This window comes from Dechloromonas sp. ZY10, from assembly GCF_041378895.1.
Classification (GTDB): Bacteria; Pseudomonadota; Gammaproteobacteria; order Burkholderiales; family Rhodocyclaceae; genus Azonexus; species Azonexus aquae.
In genome coordinates this window covers 2066629-2087323 of sequence record NZ_CP144212.1, presented here as the reverse complement: position 1 = coordinate 2087323, position 20695 = coordinate 2066629, and the positions used below count along the sequence as shown (strand labels likewise).

22 protein-coding genes and 2 tRNA genes are annotated in these 20695 nt (G+C 60.5%); 14 read left to right on the top strand and 10 right to left on the bottom strand.

The genetic code is table 11. The annotated features are described in order from the left end of the window. Positions 1-41 precede the first annotated feature (41 nt). The 4 genes from VX159_RS09520 to VX159_RS09505 all read right to left on the bottom strand — a co-directional run bounded on the left by VX159_RS09520 (position 42) and on the right by VX159_RS09505 (position 6217). Positions 42-1286, bottom strand: coding sequence for a transglutaminase domain-containing protein (locus VX159_RS09520; RefSeq protein ID WP_371322653.1), 1245 nt, complete (start codon positions 1284-1286; stop codon positions 42-44). 83 nt (positions 1287-1369) lie between these two features. Further along, positions 1370-2815: a PhoH family protein gene (locus VX159_RS09515; protein WP_371322652.1), complete on the bottom strand. Its 1446-nt coding sequence runs from the start codon at positions 2813-2815 to the stop codon at positions 1370-1372. 14 nt (positions 2816-2829) lie between these two features. Next, positions 2830-3285: a peroxiredoxin gene (locus VX159_RS09510; RefSeq protein ID WP_371322651.1), complete on the bottom strand. Its 456-nt coding sequence runs from the start codon at positions 3283-3285 to the stop codon at positions 2830-2832. A gap of 265 nt (positions 3286-3550) precedes the next feature. Continuing rightward, a complete protein-coding gene (locus VX159_RS09505) occupies positions 3551-6217 on the bottom strand; it encodes a GNAT family N-acetyltransferase (RefSeq protein ID WP_371322650.1) in 2667 nt (888 codons plus the stop codon). A 223-nt stretch (positions 6218-6440) separates the two neighbouring features. Here VX159_RS09505 and VX159_RS09500 point away from each other — a divergent pair, with 223 nt between their 5' ends. After that, positions 6441-6914, top strand: a complete 474-nt coding sequence (locus VX159_RS09500; RefSeq protein ID WP_371322649.1) for a cyclic nucleotide-binding domain-containing protein — start codon at positions 6441-6443, stop codon at positions 6912-6914. 5 nt (positions 6915-6919) lie between these two features. Next, positions 6920-8044 carry an AI-2E family transporter gene (locus VX159_RS09495; RefSeq protein WP_371322648.1) on the top strand — a complete coding sequence of 375 codons (1125 nt, stop codon included), beginning with the start codon at positions 6920-6922 and terminating at the stop codon, positions 8042-8044. A 15-nt stretch (positions 8045-8059) separates the two neighbouring features. On the opposite strand, the gene VX159_RS09490 is transcribed toward VX159_RS09495, so the two are convergent. From VX159_RS09490 to VX159_RS09480, 3 genes are read right to left on the bottom strand one after another with little or no spacing between them, the layout of a single operon-like run. Further along, entirely contained in the window at positions 8060-9052 is a 993-nt protein-coding gene (locus VX159_RS09490; RefSeq protein WP_371322647.1) for a phosphoesterase, read from the bottom strand. 5 nt (positions 9053-9057) lie between these two features. Further along, complete coding sequence (locus tag VX159_RS09485; protein ID WP_371322646.1) at positions 9058-9258, bottom strand: SlyX family protein; 201 nt, start codon at positions 9256-9258, stop codon at positions 9058-9060. Between the two features lie 3 nt (positions 9259-9261). After that, positions 9262-9405 (bottom strand): hypothetical protein, encoded by a 144-nt coding sequence (locus tag VX159_RS09480; RefSeq protein ID WP_371322645.1) that lies wholly within the window; start codon positions 9403-9405, stop codon positions 9262-9264. 133 nt (positions 9406-9538) lie between these two features. Between VX159_RS09480 and VX159_RS09475 the strand changes: the two genes are divergently transcribed. The 11 genes from VX159_RS09475 (at position 9539) to VX159_RS09425 (ending at position 18098) form a co-directional block, all read left to right on the top strand. Continuing rightward, positions 9539-9615 (top strand) — tRNA-Val (locus VX159_RS09475). A gap of 136 nt (positions 9616-9751) precedes the next feature. Next, positions 9752-11668 carry a threonine--tRNA ligase gene (gene thrS / locus VX159_RS09470; RefSeq protein WP_371322644.1) on the top strand — a complete coding sequence of 639 codons (1917 nt, stop codon included), beginning with the start codon at positions 9752-9754 and terminating at the stop codon, positions 11666-11668. A 25-nt stretch (positions 11669-11693) separates the two neighbouring features. Then, a complete protein-coding gene (infC, locus tag VX159_RS09465) occupies positions 11694-12215 on the top strand; it encodes a translation initiation factor IF-3 (RefSeq protein ID WP_371325507.1) in 522 nt (173 codons plus the stop codon). A 140-nt stretch (positions 12216-12355) separates the two neighbouring features. Then, positions 12356-12553: a 50S ribosomal protein L35 gene (rpmI, locus tag VX159_RS09460; protein WP_290895739.1), complete on the top strand. Its 198-nt coding sequence runs from the start codon at positions 12356-12358 to the stop codon at positions 12551-12553. 11 nt (positions 12554-12564) lie between these two features. Further along, positions 12565-12924, top strand: a complete 360-nt coding sequence (rplT, locus tag VX159_RS09455; RefSeq protein WP_371322643.1) for a 50S ribosomal protein L20 — start codon at positions 12565-12567, stop codon at positions 12922-12924. A gap of 162 nt (positions 12925-13086) precedes the next feature. Beyond that, positions 13087-14133 (top strand): phenylalanine--tRNA ligase subunit alpha, encoded by a 1047-nt coding sequence (pheS, locus tag VX159_RS09450; protein ID WP_371322642.1) that lies wholly within the window; start codon positions 13087-13089, stop codon positions 14131-14133. 21 nt (positions 14134-14154) lie between these two features. Beyond that, positions 14155-16539: a phenylalanine--tRNA ligase subunit beta gene (gene pheT, locus VX159_RS09445; protein ID WP_371322641.1), complete on the top strand. Its 2385-nt coding sequence runs from the start codon at positions 14155-14157 to the stop codon at positions 16537-16539. A gap of 16 nt (positions 16540-16555) precedes the next feature. Next, positions 16556-16861 (top strand): integration host factor subunit alpha, encoded by a 306-nt coding sequence (locus VX159_RS09440; RefSeq protein WP_371322640.1) that lies wholly within the window; start codon positions 16556-16558, stop codon positions 16859-16861. Further along, complete coding sequence (locus VX159_RS09435) at positions 16842-17255, top strand: MerR family transcriptional regulator (RefSeq protein WP_371322639.1); 414 nt, start codon at positions 16842-16844, stop codon at positions 17253-17255. Before VX159_RS09440 ends, VX159_RS09435 begins: the two co-directional genes overlap by 20 nt. Before the next feature lie 48 nt (positions 17256-17303). Then, positions 17304-17380: transfer RNA gene (locus VX159_RS09430), tRNA-Pro, on the top strand. A gap of 91 nt (positions 17381-17471) precedes the next feature. Next, a complete protein-coding gene (locus tag VX159_RS09425; RefSeq protein ID WP_371322638.1) occupies positions 17472-18098 on the top strand; it encodes a YceH family protein in 627 nt (208 codons plus the stop codon). An 84-nt stretch (positions 18099-18182) separates the two neighbouring features. Here VX159_RS09425 and VX159_RS09420 read toward each other — a convergent pair whose 3' ends face one another. The 3 genes from VX159_RS09420 to VX159_RS09410 form a co-directional block, all read right to left on the bottom strand. Beyond that, the gene (locus VX159_RS09420) at positions 18183-18641 is read right to left on the bottom strand and encodes a CreA family protein (RefSeq protein ID WP_371322637.1); all 459 of its coding nucleotides are present in this window, start codon (positions 18639-18641) and stop codon (positions 18183-18185) included. A gap of 5 nt (positions 18642-18646) precedes the next feature. Further along, entirely contained in the window at positions 18647-19516 is an 870-nt protein-coding gene (locus VX159_RS09415; protein ID WP_371322636.1) for an exonuclease domain-containing protein, read from the bottom strand. Between the two features lie 103 nt (positions 19517-19619). Further along, positions 19620-20108, bottom strand: coding sequence for an asparaginase domain-containing protein (locus tag VX159_RS09410; protein ID WP_371322635.1), 489 nt, complete (start codon positions 20106-20108; stop codon positions 19620-19622). Positions 20109-20351: 243 nt separating this feature from the next. Here VX159_RS09410 and VX159_RS09405 point away from each other — a divergent pair, with 243 nt between their 5' ends. Beyond that, the gene (locus VX159_RS09405) at positions 20352-20642 is read left to right on the top strand and encodes a co-chaperone GroES (RefSeq protein ID WP_371322634.1); all 291 of its coding nucleotides are present in this window, start codon (positions 20352-20354) and stop codon (positions 20640-20642) included. Positions 20643-20695: the final 53 nt, after the last annotated feature.

Below are 20695 nucleotides of genomic sequence, written 5' to 3'. Positions count from 1 at the left end.
AAGGGGCGCCAGTCGGTGCCCCTTTTGCATTTGTCCCGTGATTACAGTTCGACCTGACGGGCGCTGATGGTATAACTCAGGTCATCATCGGCATCGCTTTGCGGCAGTGCCAGGAAAGGCAGCGCGCTTTGCTGGCCGGGCAGGGTCAGGTCGACACCGACATTGAACGCAACCCAGTTCATTTCCCAGACGCCGAACAACACCCGGCGCAGGGCCATCAGTTTGCTGTCACGTTCCGACAGGCCCTCCATCGCGACCGCGCGGCGGACATCGCTGGGGTCAACCGGAATCCAGCCGTAGCCGGGAATGTAGAACTCGGCGCGGGCATGGTGGCCGCGGGTGGCGTCGGGGCTTGCCAGTCCGAGGCTGCGGAACAGGCGCGAGGGGCCGACGCGGATGCCATAGACGCAGCGGGCAGGAATGCCGATAGCCCGGCAAATGGCGACAAAGAGGCCGTTGATGTCGGCTGAGCGACCGCCGTACTGGCCGGAGATCAGTTGCTTGCGGACATCGCCACTACCGCAGCCGGGTAGCGAGGGGTCGTAGATCGCATTGTCGATGACCCAGTCGTAGACCGCCTTGGCTTGCGCTACCGGATCCTTGATCCGGCCGACGATACGCTCGCCCAGCTGGTGCGCCAGGCCGTCGTTGGGGATCAGTCGTGAAGCCTGCAGATTGCGCCGGAGAATATCCTCGCGATCAGGGGGCATGGTTCGCTTGGTGATATCGAAATGCCGGTCGGCCGTGGTGACCTGGGTAGTGAAACGCAGCCGGCCTTCGCCGTTTTCCTTCCATTCGCAGTGGAAAACCTCGAGGTCGCCATCGGGCAGGCGGCGCATCGCAGCTTGCTCCGGATTGCCGCCCCAGCTGTGGCCGAGCGTGCGCTGGTAGAGCGTATCCTGATTGAGCGGCAGCGGCAGCCAGAAGCGGGTGGCGCGGCCGGCCTTGGTTTTGACTGTGGTGGTAATTTCCCAGGTCCGCCATTCGGTCGGCGGCTCCGGGGCCTTGACCGGTGGCAACCGGGTGGCGGAAGTCCCTTGCGGTGGACGTTCGATCACCGGGTCTTCCGCAGTATGTACTCGCGGTCCCGCCGGTGGCGGTGCCGGCTGGCGCAGATTTCGGGCGTTGGGAGCCGGGCGGCCATTGGGCTTGCGCACCGGCGGCTTGGCCGCCGGTTTGGCCACTGGTTTGCTGGCCGGTTTGGCCGCCGGTTTCGGTGCGGCCAGGGTTTCTTTGACAAAGAGCGACAGGGCGGCGGCAGAAGCCAGGAAATGACGACGTTTCAAAACTATCCTCCGGCAGTGACAGCCCGTTGGCTGAAACGAAAAGGCCGTGTCAGCGACACGGCCTCTTTGCTTATTTCTATCGATTATAGCACTTCGGCCGCATGGTCGGCCAAGCGGGAACGCTCGCCGCGCTGCAGGGTGATGTGCCCGGAATGGGGCCAGCCCTTGAAGCGGTCTACGACATAGGTGAGACCAGAACTGCCTTCAGTCAGATAGGGGGTGTCGATTTGTGCGATGTTACCCAGGCAGACCACCTTGGTTCCGGGGCCGGCACGGGTGACCAGGGTTTTCATCTGCTTTGGCGTCAGGTTTTGCGCTTCGTCGATGATCAGAAACTTCTTCAGGAAGGTACGGCCGCGCATGAAGTTGAGCGACTTGACCTTGATCCGCGAGCGCAGCAGTTCGTTGGTCGCAGCCTTGCCCCAGTCGCCACCGTAAGGCGTGGTTCCGGCTTCCTCGCTATGGGTCAGTACTTCAAGGTTATCTTCCAGTGCCCCCATCCACGGTGCCATCTTTTCTTCCTCGCTGCCGGGCAGGAAACCGATATCCTCGCCGACCGGCACGGTGACGCGAGTCATGATGATTTCCGAGAACAGCTTCTTTTCCATTACCTGGGTCAGCGCTGCCGCCAGCGTCAGCAGGGTCTTGCCGGTGCCGGCCTGGCCGAGGAGGGTGACGAAATCAATCTCGGGGTTGAGCAGCAGGTTGAGTGCGAAATTCTGCTCGCGGTTGCGTGCGGTAATCCCCCATACCGCATTTTTGGGGTGCGTATAGTCGATCAGGGTTTCCAGTACGGCCGTCTTGCCGGCGATTTCCTTGACGATCGCGGCGAAGCCCTCACTTTCCAGCCAGACGAACTGGTTGACCAGAAACTGCTGGCAGAGCGGGCCGGTGACGCGGTAGTAGGTCTTGGCATCCTTCTTCCACGACTCCATGTCCTTGCCGTGCTTTTCCCAGAAATTGTCCGGTAGTGCCAGCGTGCCGGCGTAAAGCAGGTCGGTGTCTTCCAGTACCTTGTCGTTGAAGTAATCCTCGGCCAGCAGGTTGAGCGCCCGCGCCTTGATCCGCATGTTGATGTCCTTGGACACCAGGATCGCCTGGCGACCGGGAAACTTGCGTTGCAGGTGGATCACCACCGAGAGAATCTGGTTATCGACCTTCGAGGTCGGCAGGCCTTGCGGCAGGTCGGCGCTGATTGCTTCGGTCTGCAGATAGAGGCGGCCGCTGGCGAGCTTGGCCGACGGGCCGTAGAGGTCGATGCCGCGGGTGATGTCGTCGCCGTCGGCAGCCAGCATTTCGTCGAGCATGCGCGAGGCCTGGCGGGCATTGCGGGCAATTTCCGACATCCCCTTCTTGTGGCTGTCGAGCTCTTCCAGGGTCATGATCGGCAGGAAGACGTCGTGCTCCTCGAAGCGATACAGGCAGCTCGGGTCGTGCATCAGCACGTTGGTGTCGAGCACGAAAATCTTGGTCTGGGCAACGGCAGCCTTCTTGCCGGAGGACTTTCTTGCAGCGGGCTTGGGCGACATGATCGTGGGCCTTGTCAGAGGGTTTTGACGAAATCGAGCACTTCCTGGGCGTGTCCCGGCACCTTGACGCCGCGCCACTCACGGCGCAGAACGCCGTTGCGGTCGATGACGAAGGTGCTGCGTTCGACGCCCCGCACCTGTTTGCCGTACATGTTTTTCAGCTTCATGACAGCGAACAGGGTGCATACCGCTTCATCGGCATCGGAGCCGAGTTCGAAGGGCAGCGCCTGCTTGGTCTTGAAGTTTTCGTGCGACTTGAGACTATCGCGCGAGACGCCGAGCACGACCGCGCCGGCAGTGGTGAATTCGCCGTGCAGGTCGCGGAACTGCTGCGCCTCGGTGGTACAGCCGGGGGTGCTGTCCTTGGGGTAGAAATAAATGACTACTACCTGGCCGGCCTGGGTCGCCAGGTTGAAGGTCTGGCCCGAGGTGGCCGGCAGGGAAAAGTCGGGAACGGCGGTATCGAGCATGACGAGCCTTTCTTCTGATGGGGCGATTCGATTGTCGGCAATCGGCCGGACAGGGTCAAGCGCCCGCACGGGCGGCGTTTCCCGGCTCAGGGCAAGGATCGGCGGCGTCTTTGCCGGCGGGATGGGTATGCGGCTGTTTTTAAACGGCTTGCACTGCCGCCGGCGGTTGGTGGCATCAACTTCACGGTCGACTGTGAAAAAGACTGTTTTTCCCGGTGGACCGTGGATCGCAGCTTGCAGCTGGGAGCAATCAATGCGGGTTGTGTCAGTCGGCGAGCGGTTTGACCACACGCTTGCAGCTGCGGTCGTCCGGGTGTGGCAGCAGGCTGAAGCCCAGCCCTTCGACCAGCTTGAGCATTTTCGGGTTGTCGGCAAGAACATCGCCGACCATCGCCCGGTAGCCGCGCTGGCGGGCGCAGTCGATGAGCAGGGTCATCAGCCGGCGGCCCAGGCCGCAGCGCTGCCAGGCATCGGCGATGGCCAAGGCGAAGTCTACCGATTCGCCATCCGGCGTCTGTGCGTAGCGCACGCTGCCAATTTGCAGTTCACGGCCATTGGCATCGACTTCGGTAGCGATGAAGGCCATCTCCCGGTCGTAGTCGATCTGGGTGAAGCGGACCAGCAGGCTGGGCGGTAGTTCGCGGATATTGTCCATGAAGCGGAAGAAGCGTGATTCATCGCTCATGGCGCGGGTGAATTCCTGCTCCAGATTGGCGTCTTCCGGGCGTACCGGACGGACCTTGATCGTTTTGCCATCGATCAGCCAGTGTTGCATCAGGTGGGCAGGGTAGGGATGAATGGCCAGGTGCCGGTAAGGCTCGCCGGAGGGCGCCAGGGCGTGGTCGATAACGATCCGGGTGTTGGCCGCGAGCGCCCCGTCGGCGTCAAGCAGTAGTGGCTCGATGGCTAGTTCGGCAATCCATGGCAATTCGCAAAGCAGTTCGGAAATGCCGGCCAGGACTTTTTCCAGGGCGCCGTGGTTGAGGTCGGGCAGGGCCTGCAGTGGCGACGCTTGGATCAGATCGCGGGCGAGGAAGGCATTGAGCGGTGGCAGTGCCAGCGCTGGTTCGCCACCGACCGAGTGCTGGTTGTCGGCGAGGGCGATCACCGGGCCGAAAACCGGGTCGCGGCGGGCGCCGAGACGGATGGCGCGGGCTTGCGGCCGTTCAACCCGGGCGGCGAGTGAGACGCCGGCGAGGCGCGCCTCCGGGTGGCGTTTGCCGACTGCCCCGACGATGTCCTGCCAGGCGTGGGCGACTGCCTCGCAGCTGTCGAGGTTGAGACGGAGACCGCCAGCTGTTTCGGCATCGGCAATGTCCGGCGAATTGATCTGCATGCTGACTGGCAGGCCGATTTGCTCGGCGATGAACATCGCTTCGCTGGCACTGTGGGCGACCAGGGTTTGTACCGCAGGGATGCCGAAGGTGCGCAGCAGGGTTTGCGCTTCCATCGGCGACAACTGCTTGCGGCGTTCGGCGAGCAGGGCTTCGACCAGGTGGCGGGCGCTGGCCGGGCGCGAGACACCGCGTGCCTGGCCGGGGCCGGGGGTTTGCAGCAGCAGTTTCTGGTTGCGGTGATATTTGGCGATGTTGTGAAACAGTTCGATTGCCATGTCCGGCGTCGAAAAAACCGGAATGCCCGCTGCCGCCAGTTGCTGGCGTGCGGCAGCGACCTGGCCACCGCCCATCCAGCAGGCGCTGAGGGCGGTGCGCGTCTGACGTTTGGCGGCAATCAGCGCTTCGGCAATCGCTTGCGGGTCGCTGGCGGCATGTGGCGCCAGCATCACCAGAACGCAATGCACGTGTGGGTCGTTGGCGACGGCGAGGGTGGCGTTGCGGTAGCGTTCGGGGTTGGCATCGCCACCCAGGTCGATACAGGTCCCGCGTTGCCAGCCGCGCGGCAGCAGGTGGTCGAGTTGAGTACCGGTGTCGCTGGTCAGGGTTGCCAGCGGAATGCCAAGATCGCCGGCGCGGTCGGCGGCCATCGCGCCAGGGCCGCCGCCGTTGCTGATGATCGCCAGCTGCTTGCCGCGGGGACGGAAGCCCGAAGCCAGCGCCTTGGCCGCGTGGAATAGCTGGTCGATGTTCCGGACCCGCACCACGCCGGCACGGCGGACGGCGGCGTCGAAGACCGGGTCGGAGAAGTCGTGGCGGGCATGATCTACGGTCCACGCGTGGGGGGGCGAAAAATCATGGCGGCCGGATTTGAGCAGGATTACCGGCTTGATCCGCGCCGCTGCGCGCAGCGCGCTCATGAAGCTGCGCGCATTGCGGATGCGTTCGACATAGAGCAGGATGTGGCGGGTGCGTTCGTCGTGTACCAGATAATCAAGGACTTCACCGAAGTCGAGGTCGAGCGTGCCGCCGAGCGAAATGATCGAAGAGAAGCCGATTCCGTCGCCGGCGGCCCAGTCCATCACCGCCGAACACATCGCGCCTGATTGAGAAACCAGTGCCAGGTCGCCGGGCTGCGCACCAATCCGGGTGTAGGCTGCATTGAGCTTTTGTTCCGGACGCAGGATGCCGAGGCAGTTCGGGCCAAGTATGCGGACGCTGTTGGCGCGGGCGATTTCACGCACCCGGCGTTCAAGCAGCGCACCGCTGGCCCCGCTCTCGGCAAAACCGGTGGCGACGATCAAGGCGTGACCAATGCCGGCGCGAGCGCATTGTTCGATCAGCGCCGGGACGGTTCGGGCCGGGGTGGCGATAATCGCCAGGTCCACCCGGGCGCCGATTGTTTCCAGGCTGGGGACTGCGGTTTGGCTGAAAACACTGCTGTGCTTTGGATTGACAGCGTATAGCCGGCCGCGAAAGCCACCATTGAGAATATTGGCAAAAATCGCTCCGCCGACCGAGTGTTCGCGCTCGGAAGCTCCGACGACGGCAATCGATTGCGGCGAAAACAGCGAGCTTAGATAGTGGCGGGTAGACATCGCGGACTCTGACAAAAAGTGGAAGCGGATTATATGTTACGTTTTTGCCTGTTGTATTTGATTTGGTGTATCACTTTTGGCGGCGAGGGGGCCTGGTTGCGCACCGGTGGGGCAGGCAAGTCATGGCATAATTTCCCGCGATCAAGTCAGGGGCGTGCCGCAGGTGGGGAGATTGCCTGTGGTAGCAAGCAAACAGCGATGGGTGAAGAGGGGTGTGGCCAGCATGTTGAAGTTGTCCTTTGGCGGTAAGGCGCCGGCGGCGCATCACCGTCTCGGCAGAACCTTCCTGTTTTCCGGTTTGTCGCGCCGACAACTGAAAATCGTTGATGCGCTGCTGCATGACCGTCACTATCTGGCAGGCGAAGTGGTTTTCGACCTGGGCGAGGAAGGGCAGGCTCTTTACATTCTGCTTTCCGGCCGGATGGCCGTGCTCCACCCGGCGCAGGGCGACCGTCCGGTGGCTGAGTTGGGGGCAGGCGATTTTTTCGGAGAAATGGCCTTGCTCGATGAAATGCCGCGTTCGGCCCAGGTGCGGGCGCTTGCGGATTGTCATGTGGCGGTCCTGTTTCGCGGCGATTTCGAAAAGTTGATGGAGTCGCATGCCGAACTGGCGTCGCGGATTGCCATGCAGTTGGCACGCTATCTCGGCAATCGTCTGCGCCAGATGCTGGCGCAACGTCCGGCAGCCCAGGTATGAGCGGGATGAGCGCATCCTCGCTGCCTTATCGTCCCGGTCCGCTGGCTTGGGGTGGAATCATTGCGGCGACCTGCCTGGTCCTGTTCCTGTTCGAAAAAATCCTGTGGCTGGTGGTTCCGTTCGTGATGGCCTTGCTGATTCACTATGCGCTGTCGCCATTAAAATACCGCTTGCTACTGATTGGCGTGCCACACAAGACCGCTGCGGCTGCGGTGGCGCTGGGGGCGTTCCTGCTGCTGGGCGGGTTGCTCTTCTTTTCTTTGCCTCGCTTGAGCGCCGAGGTCGGGTCGTGGCCGGAGTTGACCGCGCGGTATCTCGATGGTGGCATCCGTCTGCTGACTGATTCGGTCCGGCAGCTTGAGCGACGTTCTTCCTTGCTGGCACACGCCCATGTCAGCCGCGAGCTGGCTTTACAGATTGCCGACCTGACCAACAGTTTTGCCCGCAAGTATCTGCCTGGCGTTGCGGTGACCCTGGCCGGTTGGGCGCCTTCGTTGCTGCTTGGCCCCTTCATCGCATTCTTCATGCTGCGGGATGGCTGGCGTTTCAAAAAGTTTCTCGGGCGCTCGGTTGCCAATGCCTACTTCGAGCGTACGCTCTATCTGCTCGATCAGGTGGACCGGACGGCACGTATCTATTTTGTCGGTTTGCTGCAGTTGACCGTGCTTGATACCTTATGTCTGGCCTTGGGTTTGTGGCTGCTGGGCATGTCCAGTCCGCTCTTGCTTGGCTTGCTCACGGCGGTGCTGGCCTGGGTGCCGTTCATCGGCTCGGTGATTGGCTGCATTGTGGTGGTGCTGGTTGCGGCTACCGATTTCCCCGGTAATCCGGGCATGGCTTATGGTGCGGTACTGCTTTTTCTGGTGGTGCGTCTGCTGGATGATTTCGTTTTCATGCCGATGACTATTGGCAAGAGCCTGAAGATGCATCCCTTGCTGACCGTGCTGATGATTTTTGTCGGCGGAGCGGTGGCCGGTGTTCCCGGCTTGATGTTGGTTCTGCCGGTGCTTGGCGTTGCGATGGTGCTGGGGGAAAGTATTGGCATGATTGTTACCGATGCCCGTTTGCGAGCGCGTCACGAGCATGCTCGCGATTTGCGCGAACGGGCTGCCCGTCAGGGGCTGCTCTAGCCGGTAACCGAGATTTCACGAGGTTCGGGTAACCGGGAGTACTTCACTGAAGAAATGCAGCGCGGGGAGGCGGAATCCGGCCGCATGGCAGTGGCCTCCGCCTCCATAACGCTTGGCGATAAGGGCAACGTCGCAGTCGCCGACTGAGCGCAGAGATGCTCGTACCATTCCGTCCCCGGCGAATTGCCAGATCAGGGCAGGCAGTTGGTGGCGGCTGGCCAGCAGGTGCCCGAGTTCCGAAGCGAACATCCCGTCGCAATTGATTGCCACGCCGGGGATTGGGTGCCAGTGCTCGCCGCCATCGCTAAGCACTGGCTGGCCATGCCGCAAGGCCTGTAGCGGGTCGGCCGGTTCGCCGCGCAGGCGAGCCGGGGTAAGTAGGGAACTATTGGCAAGGCGCTCGGTTTCGCACCGGAAAAAACTGTCGATCGCCTGGCCGCGAAGCAGTAGGTCGCTATAGCCCGGTGCGTCCGGGGTGCCGGCTGCGCAGATCCAGTCGTGCCAGAGAGGGAAGTCAAAAGCGAGAAGGCGCAGGCTGCGTTGAATGGCACGACTTTCGGGGAGAGCAAAGCGCCACAGGTCAACGTCCTCGATGTGTTGCAGCAGCAGCGGTATTGGCTGCTCTGGATGGAAGTACTCCCAGGCTAGGCGGGCGCCGGATTTTTGCTCGGCGAAGCGGACTCTCAGCCGCGCAGTCGGCGAACGATACTCCGTGTCGCCGTTGGCCAGGGGATGCAGGCGGTCAGCCCAGTCGGCACGGGCCGATGCATGATGATCAAGTTGGACCACCTGGCGTGCCTGGCTTGACATCTGTTGCAGGCGGTCAGGGGGGAAGGAAAAATCGAGGATGTAAACTTCGCGTCCGACGCAGCGGCTGGCATCCCAGTTCTCGCCGTGGTGCAGTGGGAGAAAATCGGCAGCACCCCGGTAGTGGAGCCAGGCCGACCAGGCTGCAGCAAATCCATCAAGGCAGTCGGCGTGGTAAATGATCAGTGGCCGGTCCAGCATGGTGTTCAGTAGTGCGGTGGAATTTCGTCGCGCAGACTGCGGTGTTCCTGGTTGGGTTGGTGGCGCACTTGTTCTTGCAGAGCCCGGAATTCGCCAATCAGGAACTCTATTTGTTGTTGCTGCCGGAAAATTACCCGATTGTGCTCGTCGACCGTGTCTTCGAGGTAGCTGAGTTTGATTTCCAGTTCGGTAATGCGGTCATCCATGGGCTAGGTCCGTTTCGCAGTGTCGGTGGTTTTGTCGTTCTCGGGTTTTGCTGCCGGAGGATTGCGGTAGCGGTCGTACAGCAGTGGCAAGGTGGCGCCGATCAGGGTTAGCGCGCACAAGGCAAAAATGATCAGGCCTTCGGTCATGGCTAGGGTTTCCAGATAATGGCCAGCATCTTAACCTGCCGATGCGGGGCTGAAGGAAATCAGCAGCAAGGATAAAAAAGCCAGGAAAAAATCTTGACGTATTTTTTGATTGGTCTATAATGCGGACTTCTTTAGGCGGTTAGCTCAGTTGGTTAGAGCGCCACGTTGACATCGTGGAGGTCGTTGGTTCGATTCCAATACCGCCTACCAAAATTCATGATGGGGCTGATGTGACTACTTTCCGAACTAGCAATGCAGTTCAGAAATCGTAAATTGCGAGTCAGCGTTCATTGTTAACGAAAAAGTGCGGCTCAGCCCGCACTTTTTTTTTGCCCAGAGGCCAGTCATGCCCGATATTCGACTTCCTGATGGTTCCATTCGCTCTTATGAGCAAGCTCTGACCGTTGCCGAGGTGGCAGCAAGCATTGGTGCCGGCCTGGCGCGGGTGGCGCTGGCTGGCAAGGTGGATGGGGTGTTGGTCGATACTTCCTACCTGATTGATCGCAATGTCGATCTGGCGATCGTTACCGACCGCGATGCCGAGGGTCTGGAGGTCATTCGCCACTCGACTGCGCACCTGCTGGCTTATGCGGTCAAGGAGCTGTTTCCCGAGGCGCAGGTAACGATCGGTCCGGTGGTTGAGAACGGTTTCTACTATGATTTTGCCTACAAGCGCCCGTTTACGCCCGAAGACTTGGCGGCGATCGAAAAGCGCATGGCGGAGTTGGTCAAGAGGGATATTCCGGTCACGCGTGAAGTCTGGGATCGAGATGAGGCGGTCGAGTTCTTCCTCGGGCAGGGTGAGAAATACAAGGCGGAACTGATCGGGGCGATCCCGGCGGGCGAGCAGGTTTCCTTGTATCGCGAGGGTGATTTCATCGATCTTTGTCGCGGTCCGCACGTGCCGACCACGGCCAAGCTCAAGGTTTTCAAGTTGATGAAGGTGGCTGGTGCTTACTGGCGCGGCGATCATCGCAACGAGCAGTTGCAGCGTATTTACGGCACGGCCTGGGCCAAGAAGGAAGATCTCGATGCCTACCTGCATATGCTGGAAGAGGCTGAGAAGCGCGACCATCGTCGCCTGGGCAAGCAGTTCGACCTGTTCCACATGCAGGACGAGGCGCCGGGCCTGGTTTTCTGGCACCCCAAGGGGTGGGCGGTGTGGCAGGAGATCGAGCAGTACATGCGCAAGGTATATCGGGATAACGGTTATCAGGAAGTCCGTTGCCCCCAGATTCTCGACAAGTCCCTGTGGGAAAAGTCCGGTCACTGGGATCACTACAAGGACAATATGTTCACGACTTCGTCGGAGAATCGCGATTACGCGGTCAAGCCGATGAACTGTCCGGGGCATGTGCAGGTGTTTAATTCCGATCTGCGTTCCTATCGTGAACTGCCGCTACGTTATGGCGAGTTCGGTTCCTGTCATCGTAATGAACCGACTGGTGCCTTGCACGGCCTGATGCGTGTGCGTGGTTTTGTCCAGGATGACGGTCATATTTTCTGCACCGAAGAGCAAATCGAGTCCGAAGTGACGGCCTTTAACGCTCTGGTCAAGAAGGTTTATGCCGACTTTGGTTTCAATGATGTCGCGGTCAAGCTGGCGTTGCGTCCGGAAGGGCGTGTTGGCAGTGACGAAATCTGGGACAAGGCCGAGGATGCGTTGCGCCAGGGTTTGCGTGCTTCTGGTCTGGAGTGGACCGAATTGCCGGGCGAGGGGGCGTTCTATGGCCCGAAGATCGAGTTCCACATCAAGGATGCGATCGGCCGTTCCTGGCAGTGCGGCACGATGCAGGTTGATTTCTCGATGCCGGGGCGTCTTGGTGCCGAGTATGTGGCTGGCAACGACGAGCGGAAAACGCCGGTGATGCTGCACCGTGCGATCCTTGGTTCGCTGGAGCGCTTCATCGGCATCCTGATCGAAAACTTTGCCGGTTCTCTGCCTCTGTGGCTGGCACCGGTGCAGGCGGTGGTGCTGAATATTTCCGAGAAGCAGGCCGATTACGCTGCCGAAGTTGCGCAAAAGCTGCATGTGGCCGGCTTCCGTGCCGAGGCTGATTTGCGTAACGAGAAGATTACCTATAAAATTCGGGAACATAGCTTGAACCGGTTGCCTTACCAACTCGTCGTCGGTGACAAAGAGAAGGAAGCCGGGTTGGTAGCCGTGCGTACTCGCGGTGGTCAGGATCTTGGCCAGTTGTCGGTCGAGGCTCTGATCGAGCGACTCCGAGGGGAAGTCGCTGCGCGCAGTGGCACGGCTTAATTATTGATATTTTGGGGGTTTTACCATCGCTCAGAACAAGACGCATCGCCTCAACGAGGAAATTACGGGTCACGAGATCCGTCTCCAGGGTTTGGAAGGCGAGCAGTTAGGCATCGTTACGGTTCGTGTCGCTCAGCAGATGGCCGAAGAGGCCGGAGTGGACCTGGTTGAAATCGCACCGCTGGCCAAGCCGCCGGTTTGCCGGATCATGGATTACGGCAAGTTCAAGTATCAGGAAGCCAAGCGGGCGCACGAAGCCAAGCTCAAGCAAAAGCAGGTGCAGGTCAAGGAAGTCAAGCTGCGTCCGGGTACCGACGAGAATGACTACCAGATCAAGTTGCGCAACATGACGCGCTTCTTGGAAGAGGGCGACAAGGTCAAGGTGACTTTGCGTTTCCGTGGCCGAGAAATGGCTCACCAAGAATTCGGCATGCGCCAGCTGGAGCGAATCAAGACTGATCTGGAGGCCTTGGGTCAGGTTGAGCAGATGCCCAAGATGGAAGGCCGGCAGATGGTGATGGTCATTGCCCCGGCCAAAAAGAAGTAAGTTTTTTTGAGGGCCCGGTTTTCGGGTCCGCCTTTGCAGTACCGGTTGCCTGACAACAGGCAATCAATACAAGTGCTTACGGGTTGTCGAAGTGTTTCCGTCGGAAGCCACCTGCAAGCATGTCATTAAGGAGCATCCAAATGCCCAAGATGAAGACCAAGAGCAGCGCCAAGAAGCGTTTCTCGGTTCGCGCCGGTGGTTCCATCAAGCGCGGCCAGGCTTTCAAGCGCCACATCCTGACCAAGAAGACGACCAAGAACAAGCGCCACCTGCGCGGTTCGACCGCCGTTAACGAGCGTGACGCAGCTTCCGTCCGCGCCATGATGCCCTACGCATAAGGAGATAACAGATGCCTAGAGTTAAACGTGGTGTAACGGCTCGCGCCCGTCACAAGAAGGTTCTGGTTCAGGCCAAGGGTTACCGCGGTCGCCGGAAGAACGTATACCGTATCGCCAAGCAGGCGGTGATGAAGGCCGGTCAGTACCAGTACCGTGACCGTCGTCAGCGCAAGCGCCAGTTCCGCGCTCTGTGGATCGCCCGTATCAATGCCGCTGCTCGTCAGCTGGGCATGAAGTACAGCACCTTCATGAATGGTCTGAAGAAGGCCAACATCGAAGTCGACCGCAAGGTTCTGGCCGATCTGGCTGTCTTCGATCAGCCGGCGTTTGCCGCTCTGGCCGCCCAGGCCAAGGCAAAGCTCGGCGCCTGAGCTTAAGCTCTTGACGAAAAAGGAGGCGCAAGCCTCCTTTTTTGTTGGTGCCTGTGGCCTTCCTGGTGGAAGGTTTGCCGGTTACCGTGGTTTTTTGCGGGATGCTGCGTTGTCTCTGCCGGCGTTCCCTTTCCTGTTTGGCCCTATTGTTGGTAGAAGTCCATGGACAATCTCGATCAGATCGTTAGCGAGGCGCAGGCCGCCTTTGCTGCCATTTCCGACCCGGACGCGCTGGAGCAGGCCAAAGCCCGCTTTCTCGGCAAGAGCGGCCAGATTACCGAACTCCTGAAGGGCCTGGGCAAGCTGCCGCCCGAGGAAAAGAAAACGGCGGGTGCCGCTATCAACGTCGCCAAGACGGCGGTTGAGAATGCGTTGAATGCGCGCCGCGAGGCGATCCGCAAGGCGGCGCTGGAAGCGCGCCTGGCCGAAGAGGCGCTGGATGTTACGCTGCCCGGTCGCGCTGAAGCGCGTGGTGGCCTGCATCCGGTGACGCGCACGCTGGAGCGCATCGAATCCCTGTTTGCGTCGATTGGCTTCGAGGTCGCCGATGGCCCGGAAATCGAAGAAGATTTTCACAATTTCACCGCCTTGAACACGCCCGAGGATCATCCGGCACGTTCGATGCACGATACTTTTTATTTGCAGAACCCAGACGGCACGCTGGCCGACAAGGTGCTGCTGCGCACCCACACCAGTCCGATCCAGGCGCGTTACATGCAGGCGCATGTGGCCAAATACGGTCAACAGGAAAAAATGCCCGAAATCCGGATCATCGCGCCGGGTCGGGTGTACCGGGTTGACTCCGATGCGACGCACTCGCCGATGTTCCATCAGGTCGAAGGCCTGTGGGTTGGTGAAAACGTTTCCTTTGCCGACCTCAAGGGCGTGATCGCCGATTTCCTGAAGAGCTTCTTCGAGACCGATGATCTGACCGTGCGTTTCCGCCCGTCCTTTTTCCCGTTTACCGAGCCATCCGCCGAAATTGACGTTGCCTTCATGAGTGGTGCATTGAAAGGTCGCTGGCTTGAGATCGCCGGTTGCGGCATGGTGCATCCGAATGTGCTGCGCATCGCCGGGATCGATCCGGAAAAGTACACCGGCTTTGCTTTCGGCTTTGGTCCAGACCGTCTGACCATGCTGCGCTACGGCGTTAATGACCTGCGCCTGTTCTTCGAAGGCGACCTGCGTTTCCTGCGCCAATTCGCCTGATCCCATTTTCGAGACAAGCCCATGAAATTCTCTGAATCCTGGTTGCGTTCCCTCGTCAATCCCGCGTTGTCGAGCGAGGAACTATCCCATCTGCTGACCATGGCCGGCCTCGAAGTCGAGGAACTCGACGCGGTCGCGCCCGCCTTCAATCAAGTTGTCGTTGCTCAGGTGCTGGAAGTCGTCAAGCACCCGGATGCTGACCGTCTCAATGTTTGCCAGGTCGACATCGGCAGCGGTACGCCGCAGCAGATCGTCTGCGGAGCGCCTAACGTTGCCGCTGGGCTGAAGGTGCCTTGCGCATTGCCGGGGGCCGAACTGCCCGGCGATTTCAAGATCAAGATCGCCAAGGTGCGCGGCATCGAGTCCTCCGGCATGCTGTGCTCGGCGAAGGAGCTCGGGATCGCCGAAGATGCTTCTGGCCTGCTGATTCTGGCTGCCGATGCGCCGGTCGGGCAGAACATCCGCGACTATCTGGAACTTGATGATCACGTGTTCGAGATCAAGCTCACCCCGAACCGTGCCGACTGTCTGTCGCTGCAGGGGATTGCCCGCGAAGTCGGGGCGATTACCGGGGCGGCCACGGCTTTGCCGCAGGTGGCCGAGGTGGCGCCGACGATTCCCGATCATCGCGTGGTCATGCTCGATGCACCGACTGCCTGCCCGCTGTACTACGGCCGGGTGATCAAGGGCGTTAACGCCAAGGCAGCGACTCCGGAGTGGATGCAGCGGCGTCTTGAGCGCAGCGGTATTCGCGCCATTTCCGCGCTGGTCGATATTACCAACTACGTCATGCTCGAACTGGGCCAGCCGCTGCACGCTTTCGACAATACCCGCCTGTCGGGTGCGGTGCATGCCCGGATGGCGCGTGAAGGTGAGCAACTGCTGTTGCTCAACGAGCAAACCTTGGCGCTGAGCGGCGATGTACTGATGATTGCCGACGACGATAAGGCGCTGGCCATGGCCGGGGTGATGGGCGGCGAAGAGAGTGGCATCACGCTGGAAACCAGTGAGCTTTTCCTGGAATCCGCCTTTTTCGCACCGAAGGCGATTGCCGGTCGTGCCCGACGCTACGGCTTTGCCTCCGATGCCTCGCACCGTTTCGAGCGGGGCGTCGATTTCGGCGGTACCCGTGCCGCAATCGAGCGCGCCACGCAACTGATTCTCGAAATTTGCGGCGGGGCTGCGGGCCCGGTCGTCGAGGCCAAGGCCGACCTGCCGGCGCGGCCGCCGGTGCGTTTGCGTACCGGGCGTGCCGAGAAGGTGCTAGGCGTGACCCTGGGGGCCGAGCGCATCGCCGCTATCTTCAGTGGCCTGGCCCTGAGCTTTGTCCGTGAGGGCGAAGATTTTCTGGTGACGCCGCCGTCCTGGCGCTTCGACATGGAAATCGAAGAGGACCTGATCGAGGAAATCGCCCGTCTGGTCGGTTACGACAATATTCCGGCGCCGGCGCCGCAGGCCCGGATGGCGATGCTACGCCAGCCCGAGGCGCAGCGTCCGGCCTATCGCATCCGCCAGATGCTGGCCGACCGCGGCTATCAGGAGGTGGTTAACTTCGCCTTCGTCGAGGAGGCCTGGGAGGCGGATTTCGCGGCCAAAACTGCAGAGGCCGACCTGATCCGCCTGGCCAACCCGATTGCCAGCCAGATGGCGGTGATGCGTTCCAATCTGTTCGGCGGCCTGATCGCCAACCTGGTGACCAACCTCAAGCGCAAGCAGACCCGCGTCCGCCTGTTCGAAGTCGGCCGTACTTTCCACCGCGATCCATCGGCCTCGCCGGTGGCGGGTTATCGGCAGCCGTGGAAACTAGCCGGCCTGAGCTTTGGCGGTGCATTGCCGGAAAGCTGGGGTAGTGGCGGTCGCAAGGTCGACTTTTACGACGTCAAGGGTGACTTGGAAGCCTTGCTTGCCCCGGCTGCCTTGCGCTTCGAAAAACTGGCGCATCCGGCGCTGCATCCGGGGCGCGCTGCGCGTGTGCTGCTCGACGGTTGCGAGATCGGCTGTCTCGGCGAACTGCATCCCGAGTGGGTCCAGAAGTACGACCTGCCGAATGCTCCAGTTGTTTTCGAACTTGACTTTGCCGCACTTAAGGCAGCTACCGTGCCGGCTTATGCCGAGGTCTCGAAATTCCCGCCGGTAATTCGTGATCTGGCGGTAATGGTCGATCAATCTTTGCAACTCCAGGACCTGTTGGACGGCCTGAAAACCGCCGCGCCGGCCTTGGTCAAAGATGTTCAGTTGTTCGATGTGTACGTGGGCAAAGGGGTTCCGGAAAACAAGAAAAGTCTTGCTTTCCGTATAGTTATGCAAGATACTCAACGTACTTTGCTAGATTCTGAAGTTGATGCTGCGATGCAGCAACTGGTGTCCTGTCTCGAACAGGCATTCGGTGCTCAACTGCGTGCCTGACGGAAATAAGACGACAATGACGCTTACCAAAGCCGAACTTGCTGATCTGCTGTTCGAGAGAGTTGGCCTCAACAAGCGTGAGGCCAAGGACATGGTCGAGGCTTTTTTCGACGAAATCCGCAATGCATTGGAGGTTGGCGACGGTGTCAAACTCTCCGGCTTCGGAAACTTCCAGTTGCGCGACAAGCCGCAGCGGCCCGGTCGTAATCCCAAAACCGGCGAGGAAATCCCGATCACTGCCCGCCGGGTGGTGACCTTCCACGCCAGCCAGAAACTGAAGTCCGACGTCGAACTTGCCTACAATGGAACAGCGACCAGCTAAGCCGCCTGTCAAGGAAGACCTGCCGCCGATCCCCGCCAAGCGTTATTTCACGATTGGCGAGGTCAGCGAGCTCTGTGGCGTCAAGCCGCACGTACTGCGCTACTGGGAGCAGGAATTCACTCAGCTGAAGCCGGTCAAGCGGCGGGGTAATCGCCGTTACTACCAGCATCATGAAGTCCTGCTTGTGCGGCGTATTCGTGAACTCCTCTACAATCAGGGGTTTACCATCAGCGGTGCGCGCAATCGTCTGGAGGAGGGGGGGGCTGCATTGGACACGGTCCAGGCGGCGCTGCCCTTTGCTGGCGAACAGGAGATTGAGCCGGAGCCGACCGAAAGCCCGTTGGCCAATTTGCGCGAGGAGTTGGGGGCTGTTGTCGAAATGCTCCGTATTTAATTTTCTCTTGAGTTTTTTGAAAAACGGGCTATAATCTCTGTCTCTTGTCGGGGCGTAGCGCAGCCTGGTAGCGCACTTGCATGGGGTGCAAGGGGTCGCGAGTTCGAATCCCGCCGCCCCGACCAAGAAACCTGCCTTAAGGCCAATCTTCGGATTGGCCTTTTTGCTGTCCACAGCGGTCGTTTGCTCGACTGTCTGTTACCAACGGGGGCCGCCGTGAATCTGACGCAAAACGAAATCCGGGTGCTGGGAACGCTGTGTGAAAAGCAGCGCACGGTGCCCGATACCTATCCGCTTTCTCTCAACGCGCTGCTTGCTGGATGCAATCAGAAAACCAGTCGGCAGCCGGTGCTGGAGCTGACAGAGAGCGATGTCGCTGCTGCGCTCGACCGTTTGAAGGAGTTGCGGCTAGTCAACGAGGTCAGCGGCAGCCGGGTGGCCCGCTACGCGCATCAATTTGAGAAAACGGTCGCAGTCTCGGGGCCGGCAGCCGCCTTGCTAACCGTACTGATGCTGCGCGGTCCGCAGACTGCCGGCGAACTGCGACTGAATTGCGAACGCCTGTACAGCTTTGCCGATATTTCCTCGGTTGAGGCTTTTCTTGAGGAACTGACTGCGCGAGAGCCGGCGCTGGTTCGCGAATTGCCTCGGGCGCCGGGGGCACGTGAGAACCGCTGGGGACAACTCTTGGGCGGCGACGATTTTTCTGATTTTTCGTCGTCGACCGTGAAAAACTCGACGGAGGCCGGGGAACTGGCCACTCTGCAAGCGCGCGTCGCAGCTTTGGAGCAAGAGGTGGGCGAATTGCGGTCGGCGTTGCAGGAACTGCTGGCTGCTCGTTGAGATCCCGATTTTGGCGGTGCCCGCCAGACCCTGCAGTGAGCCCGTTTACACCGGCACCGTCTGGTGGCTAAAGACAGCCCAGGCTTATTCGCCCTTTCCCCAGGGTTGCACCGGCACCGTGGAGATCGCATTGGCCGGGGCCCCCTCGATCAGCTTGCGGCTGATCGCCAGGTAGACCAGCACCTGCCGTTTGGCATCAAGGCTGCGGTGGATACTGGTTTCCTTGAACAGCAGGGAAGTGTCTTCGCTGAATACGATCTCGTCTTTGGGCAGTTTGGCCGGCAAGCTGATCGGTCCGACCTGGCGGCAGGCCAGTGAGAATTGCGAAGGATCTTCGGCTAGCCCGACGCTGCCCTTGATGCCGCCGGTCTTGGCTTGGCTGATGTGGCAGGTGACACCAGGCACCTTCGGGTCGTCGAAGGCATAGACGCAGACCCGGTGGTTGGCGCCGATCAGCTTCCAGGCCGTGGTGACGCAGCCGATTTCCTCGCCGGCAGCATGCAGGCTGAGGCCTGCCAGTGCGAGCAGCAACAGTTTCTTCATCGCTTTCAGCTCCGTTTCGGTTTGCGGTTGTAGGCCGGCAGCAAGCTGCAGATCAGCGCTTTTTCGCGCTCCTGCGCGCTTTCGTTGTTGGCGATTTCTTCCCAGGTGATGCGGCGGACCGCCTGTGCCATCTTTAGCTTGCGCTCGTGCTTGCCGCCGCTTGGCGGCAGTGCCGGGAAGTGCGACAGGATGCGTGAGCGCAGGTCGCGGGCGTGGCCGACGTAAAGCGGCTGGTCGCTGGCGCCGAGGTGTTCGCCGTAGAACAGGTACACCCCGCCGCTTTCCGGCAGCTGGTCGAGGATTGCCGGATCGAGTCCGGGCGGCAGGGCCGGATTGGCGTGTTGCAGGTCGAGTGCGGCCGCGATTTCGTCGTGACTACGGTCAACGTGGATTTTTTGCCAAAACTGGTGGACCAATTGCGCGTCGGCCAGTGCCCGGTGGCGTGCAGCGGCACGCAACTGGTGGCGTTCGATCAGGGCATCGAGGCTGTGGCGCTTGTAATCCGGGTAGAGATCGCGCGAGAGTTTGACCGTGCACAGCGCCGTAGCGCGAAAGCTCAGGCCGGTACGGGCAAATTCCTGCTTCAGGAAACCGTAATCGAAGCGGGCGTTGTGGGCAATGAACAACCGCCCCTGCAGGCGTGCAAATGCCTCTGCAGCGATTGCGGCAAATGGCGGAGCATCGGCAACCATTGCATTGCTGATGCCGGTCAGTTGCTGGATGAAGGGTGAGATCGGGATACCCGGATTTACCAATTGCTGCCATTCGCGAACCGTACCATCGGGATCGACTTCGATGATGCCGATTTCTGTGATGCGGTCGCTGGCGGCGGTGGCGCCGGTGGTTTCTAGGTCGACAAAGGCGAGGGCAGACATGGGGGGCGATTGTCGCACGAAGCCACGGGCAGGGGTAAGCGGGCGATGGCCGAGGAATCAGCCGGGTTCACGGTCGACCGTGAATCCGGCTAAAAATCGCGGTTCAGCCTGCAATGAAGCGGCCTTGTGCCCGATCCTTGACGTACGCCGCATGCGGCAGTACCCGACCGTGCATCGCAATATAGACGCCCGGTGGCAGGATTTGCACCGCCGCCAGGGCGACGCCAATATTGAATGCCGCATCCGAACCGGCAATGCTCCAGGGCACCATCGCACCGGTCAGGACCACTGTCTTGCCCGGCACGCGCGGTTCGATCAGGGCGGCAGAGGCCCCCATGGTATCGGTGCCATGGGTGATCAGCACCTGGTGTTCCGGCAAGGCGGCGATAAAGGCAGCGAGTTGCTCGCGTTCGCTCTCGCTAATGTCGAGGCTGTCTTTCTTCAAAACCTCTGAAACCTTGCCCTCAATCCCGGCTCTGGCCAGAATTTCCGGCAGCACCGGTGCGCCGATATAAAGCTGGCCGCTGAGCGGATCGTAACGTTTGTCGATGGTGCCGCCAGTGGCAACGAAATGAATGCGGTCGATGTTCAAGAGTGATGGCCTCGAGGTGGGGGGAGTCAGGCTTGCTGTCGGTGGTGTGAAACGGTTGCCAGTTTAGCCTGTGTCCGGGGGCAATCGGGAACGTGCCGGGTACTTGAAATGCGTCAGCCTGTCCCTATCTTGCCTCCTGTCGGCATGGGTGCCGACCGGTGCGACCCGGCGGGTATCTCCCTCCTCGTTCCCTGCCGGTGTCGCAGCCGCTTCGACAATTCGTTATCGCACAGGAGATCAATGATGTTTATTCGTCCCCTCTACGACCGGATTATCGTCAGGCGTATCGAACCGTCACGGACGACTGCAGGCGGGATCGTGCTTCCCGAGCAAGCCGGCGAAAAGCCTGAACAGGGCGAAGTGCTCGCTGTCGGTCCTGGCCGGCGTCTGGCAGATGGCCAGCGACAGCCCTTGCAGCTTGCCATCGGTGAGCGGGTGCTGTTCGGCAAGTATGCCGGGCAGGCCGTCAAACATGGTGGCGAGGAATACCTCGTCTTGCGCGAGGCCGACGTCCTCGGCGTCTTCACTTCCTGAGCGAGGCAGTCAGCCTCCGATTTCTATTCTGTTCGCTAAGCCAAGGAGCAAAA

Excerpts from the sequence above, each read along its gene's own strand:
- VX159_RS09440 (WP_371322640.1), top strand. The coding sequence starts at position 16,556 with ATGACGCTTACCAAAGCCGAACTTGCTGATCTGCTGTTCGAGAGAGTT.
- thrS (WP_371322644.1), top strand. The coding sequence starts at position 9,752 with ATGCCCGATATTCGACTTCCTGATGGTTCCATTCGCTCTTATGAGCAA.
- rpmI (WP_290895739.1), top strand. The coding sequence starts at position 12,356 with ATGCCCAAGATGAAGACCAAGAGCAGCGCCAAGAAGCGTTTCTCGGTT.
- VX159_RS09485 (WP_371322646.1), bottom strand. The coding sequence starts at position 9,258 with ATGGATGACCGCATTACCGAACTGGAAATCAAACTCAGCTACCTCGAA.
- VX159_RS09415 (WP_371322636.1), bottom strand. The coding sequence starts at position 19,516 with ATGTCTGCCCTCGCCTTTGTCGACCTAGAAACCACCGGCGCCACCGCC.
- VX159_RS09495 (WP_371322648.1), top strand. The coding sequence starts at position 6,920 with ATGAGCGCATCCTCGCTGCCTTATCGTCCCGGTCCGCTGGCTTGGGGT.
- VX159_RS09500 (WP_371322649.1), top strand. The coding sequence starts at position 6,441 with ATGTTGAAGTTGTCCTTTGGCGGTAAGGCGCCGGCGGCGCATCACCGT.
- VX159_RS09490 (WP_371322647.1), bottom strand. The coding sequence starts at position 9,052 with ATGCTGGACCGGCCACTGATCATTTACCACGCCGACTGCCTTGATGGA.
- VX159_RS09515 (WP_371322652.1), bottom strand. The coding sequence starts at position 2,815 with ATGTCGCCCAAGCCCGCTGCAAGAAAGTCCTCCGGCAAGAAGGCTGCC.
- VX159_RS09480 (WP_371322645.1), bottom strand. The coding sequence starts at position 9,405 with ATGACCGAAGGCCTGATCATTTTTGCCTTGTGCGCGCTAACCCTGATC.
- pheT (WP_371322641.1), top strand. The coding sequence starts at position 14,155 with ATGAAATTCTCTGAATCCTGGTTGCGTTCCCTCGTCAATCCCGCGTTG.
- VX159_RS09420 (WP_371322637.1), bottom strand. The coding sequence starts at position 18,641 with ATGAAGAAACTGTTGCTGCTCGCACTGGCAGGCCTCAGCCTGCATGCT.
- VX159_RS09405 (WP_371322634.1), top strand. The coding sequence starts at position 20,352 with ATGTTTATTCGTCCCCTCTACGACCGGATTATCGTCAGGCGTATCGAA.
- VX159_RS09505 (WP_371322650.1), bottom strand. The coding sequence starts at position 6,217 with ATGTCTACCCGCCACTATCTAAGCTCGCTGTTTTCGCCGCAATCGATT.
- rplT (WP_371322643.1), top strand. The coding sequence starts at position 12,565 with ATGCCTAGAGTTAAACGTGGTGTAACGGCTCGCGCCCGTCACAAGAAG.
- VX159_RS09510 (WP_371322651.1), bottom strand. The coding sequence starts at position 3,285 with ATGCTCGATACCGCCGTTCCCGACTTTTCCCTGCCGGCCACCTCGGGC.
- VX159_RS09435 (WP_371322639.1), top strand. The coding sequence starts at position 16,842 with ATGGAACAGCGACCAGCTAAGCCGCCTGTCAAGGAAGACCTGCCGCCG.
- pheS (WP_371322642.1), top strand. The coding sequence starts at position 13,087 with ATGGACAATCTCGATCAGATCGTTAGCGAGGCGCAGGCCGCCTTTGCT.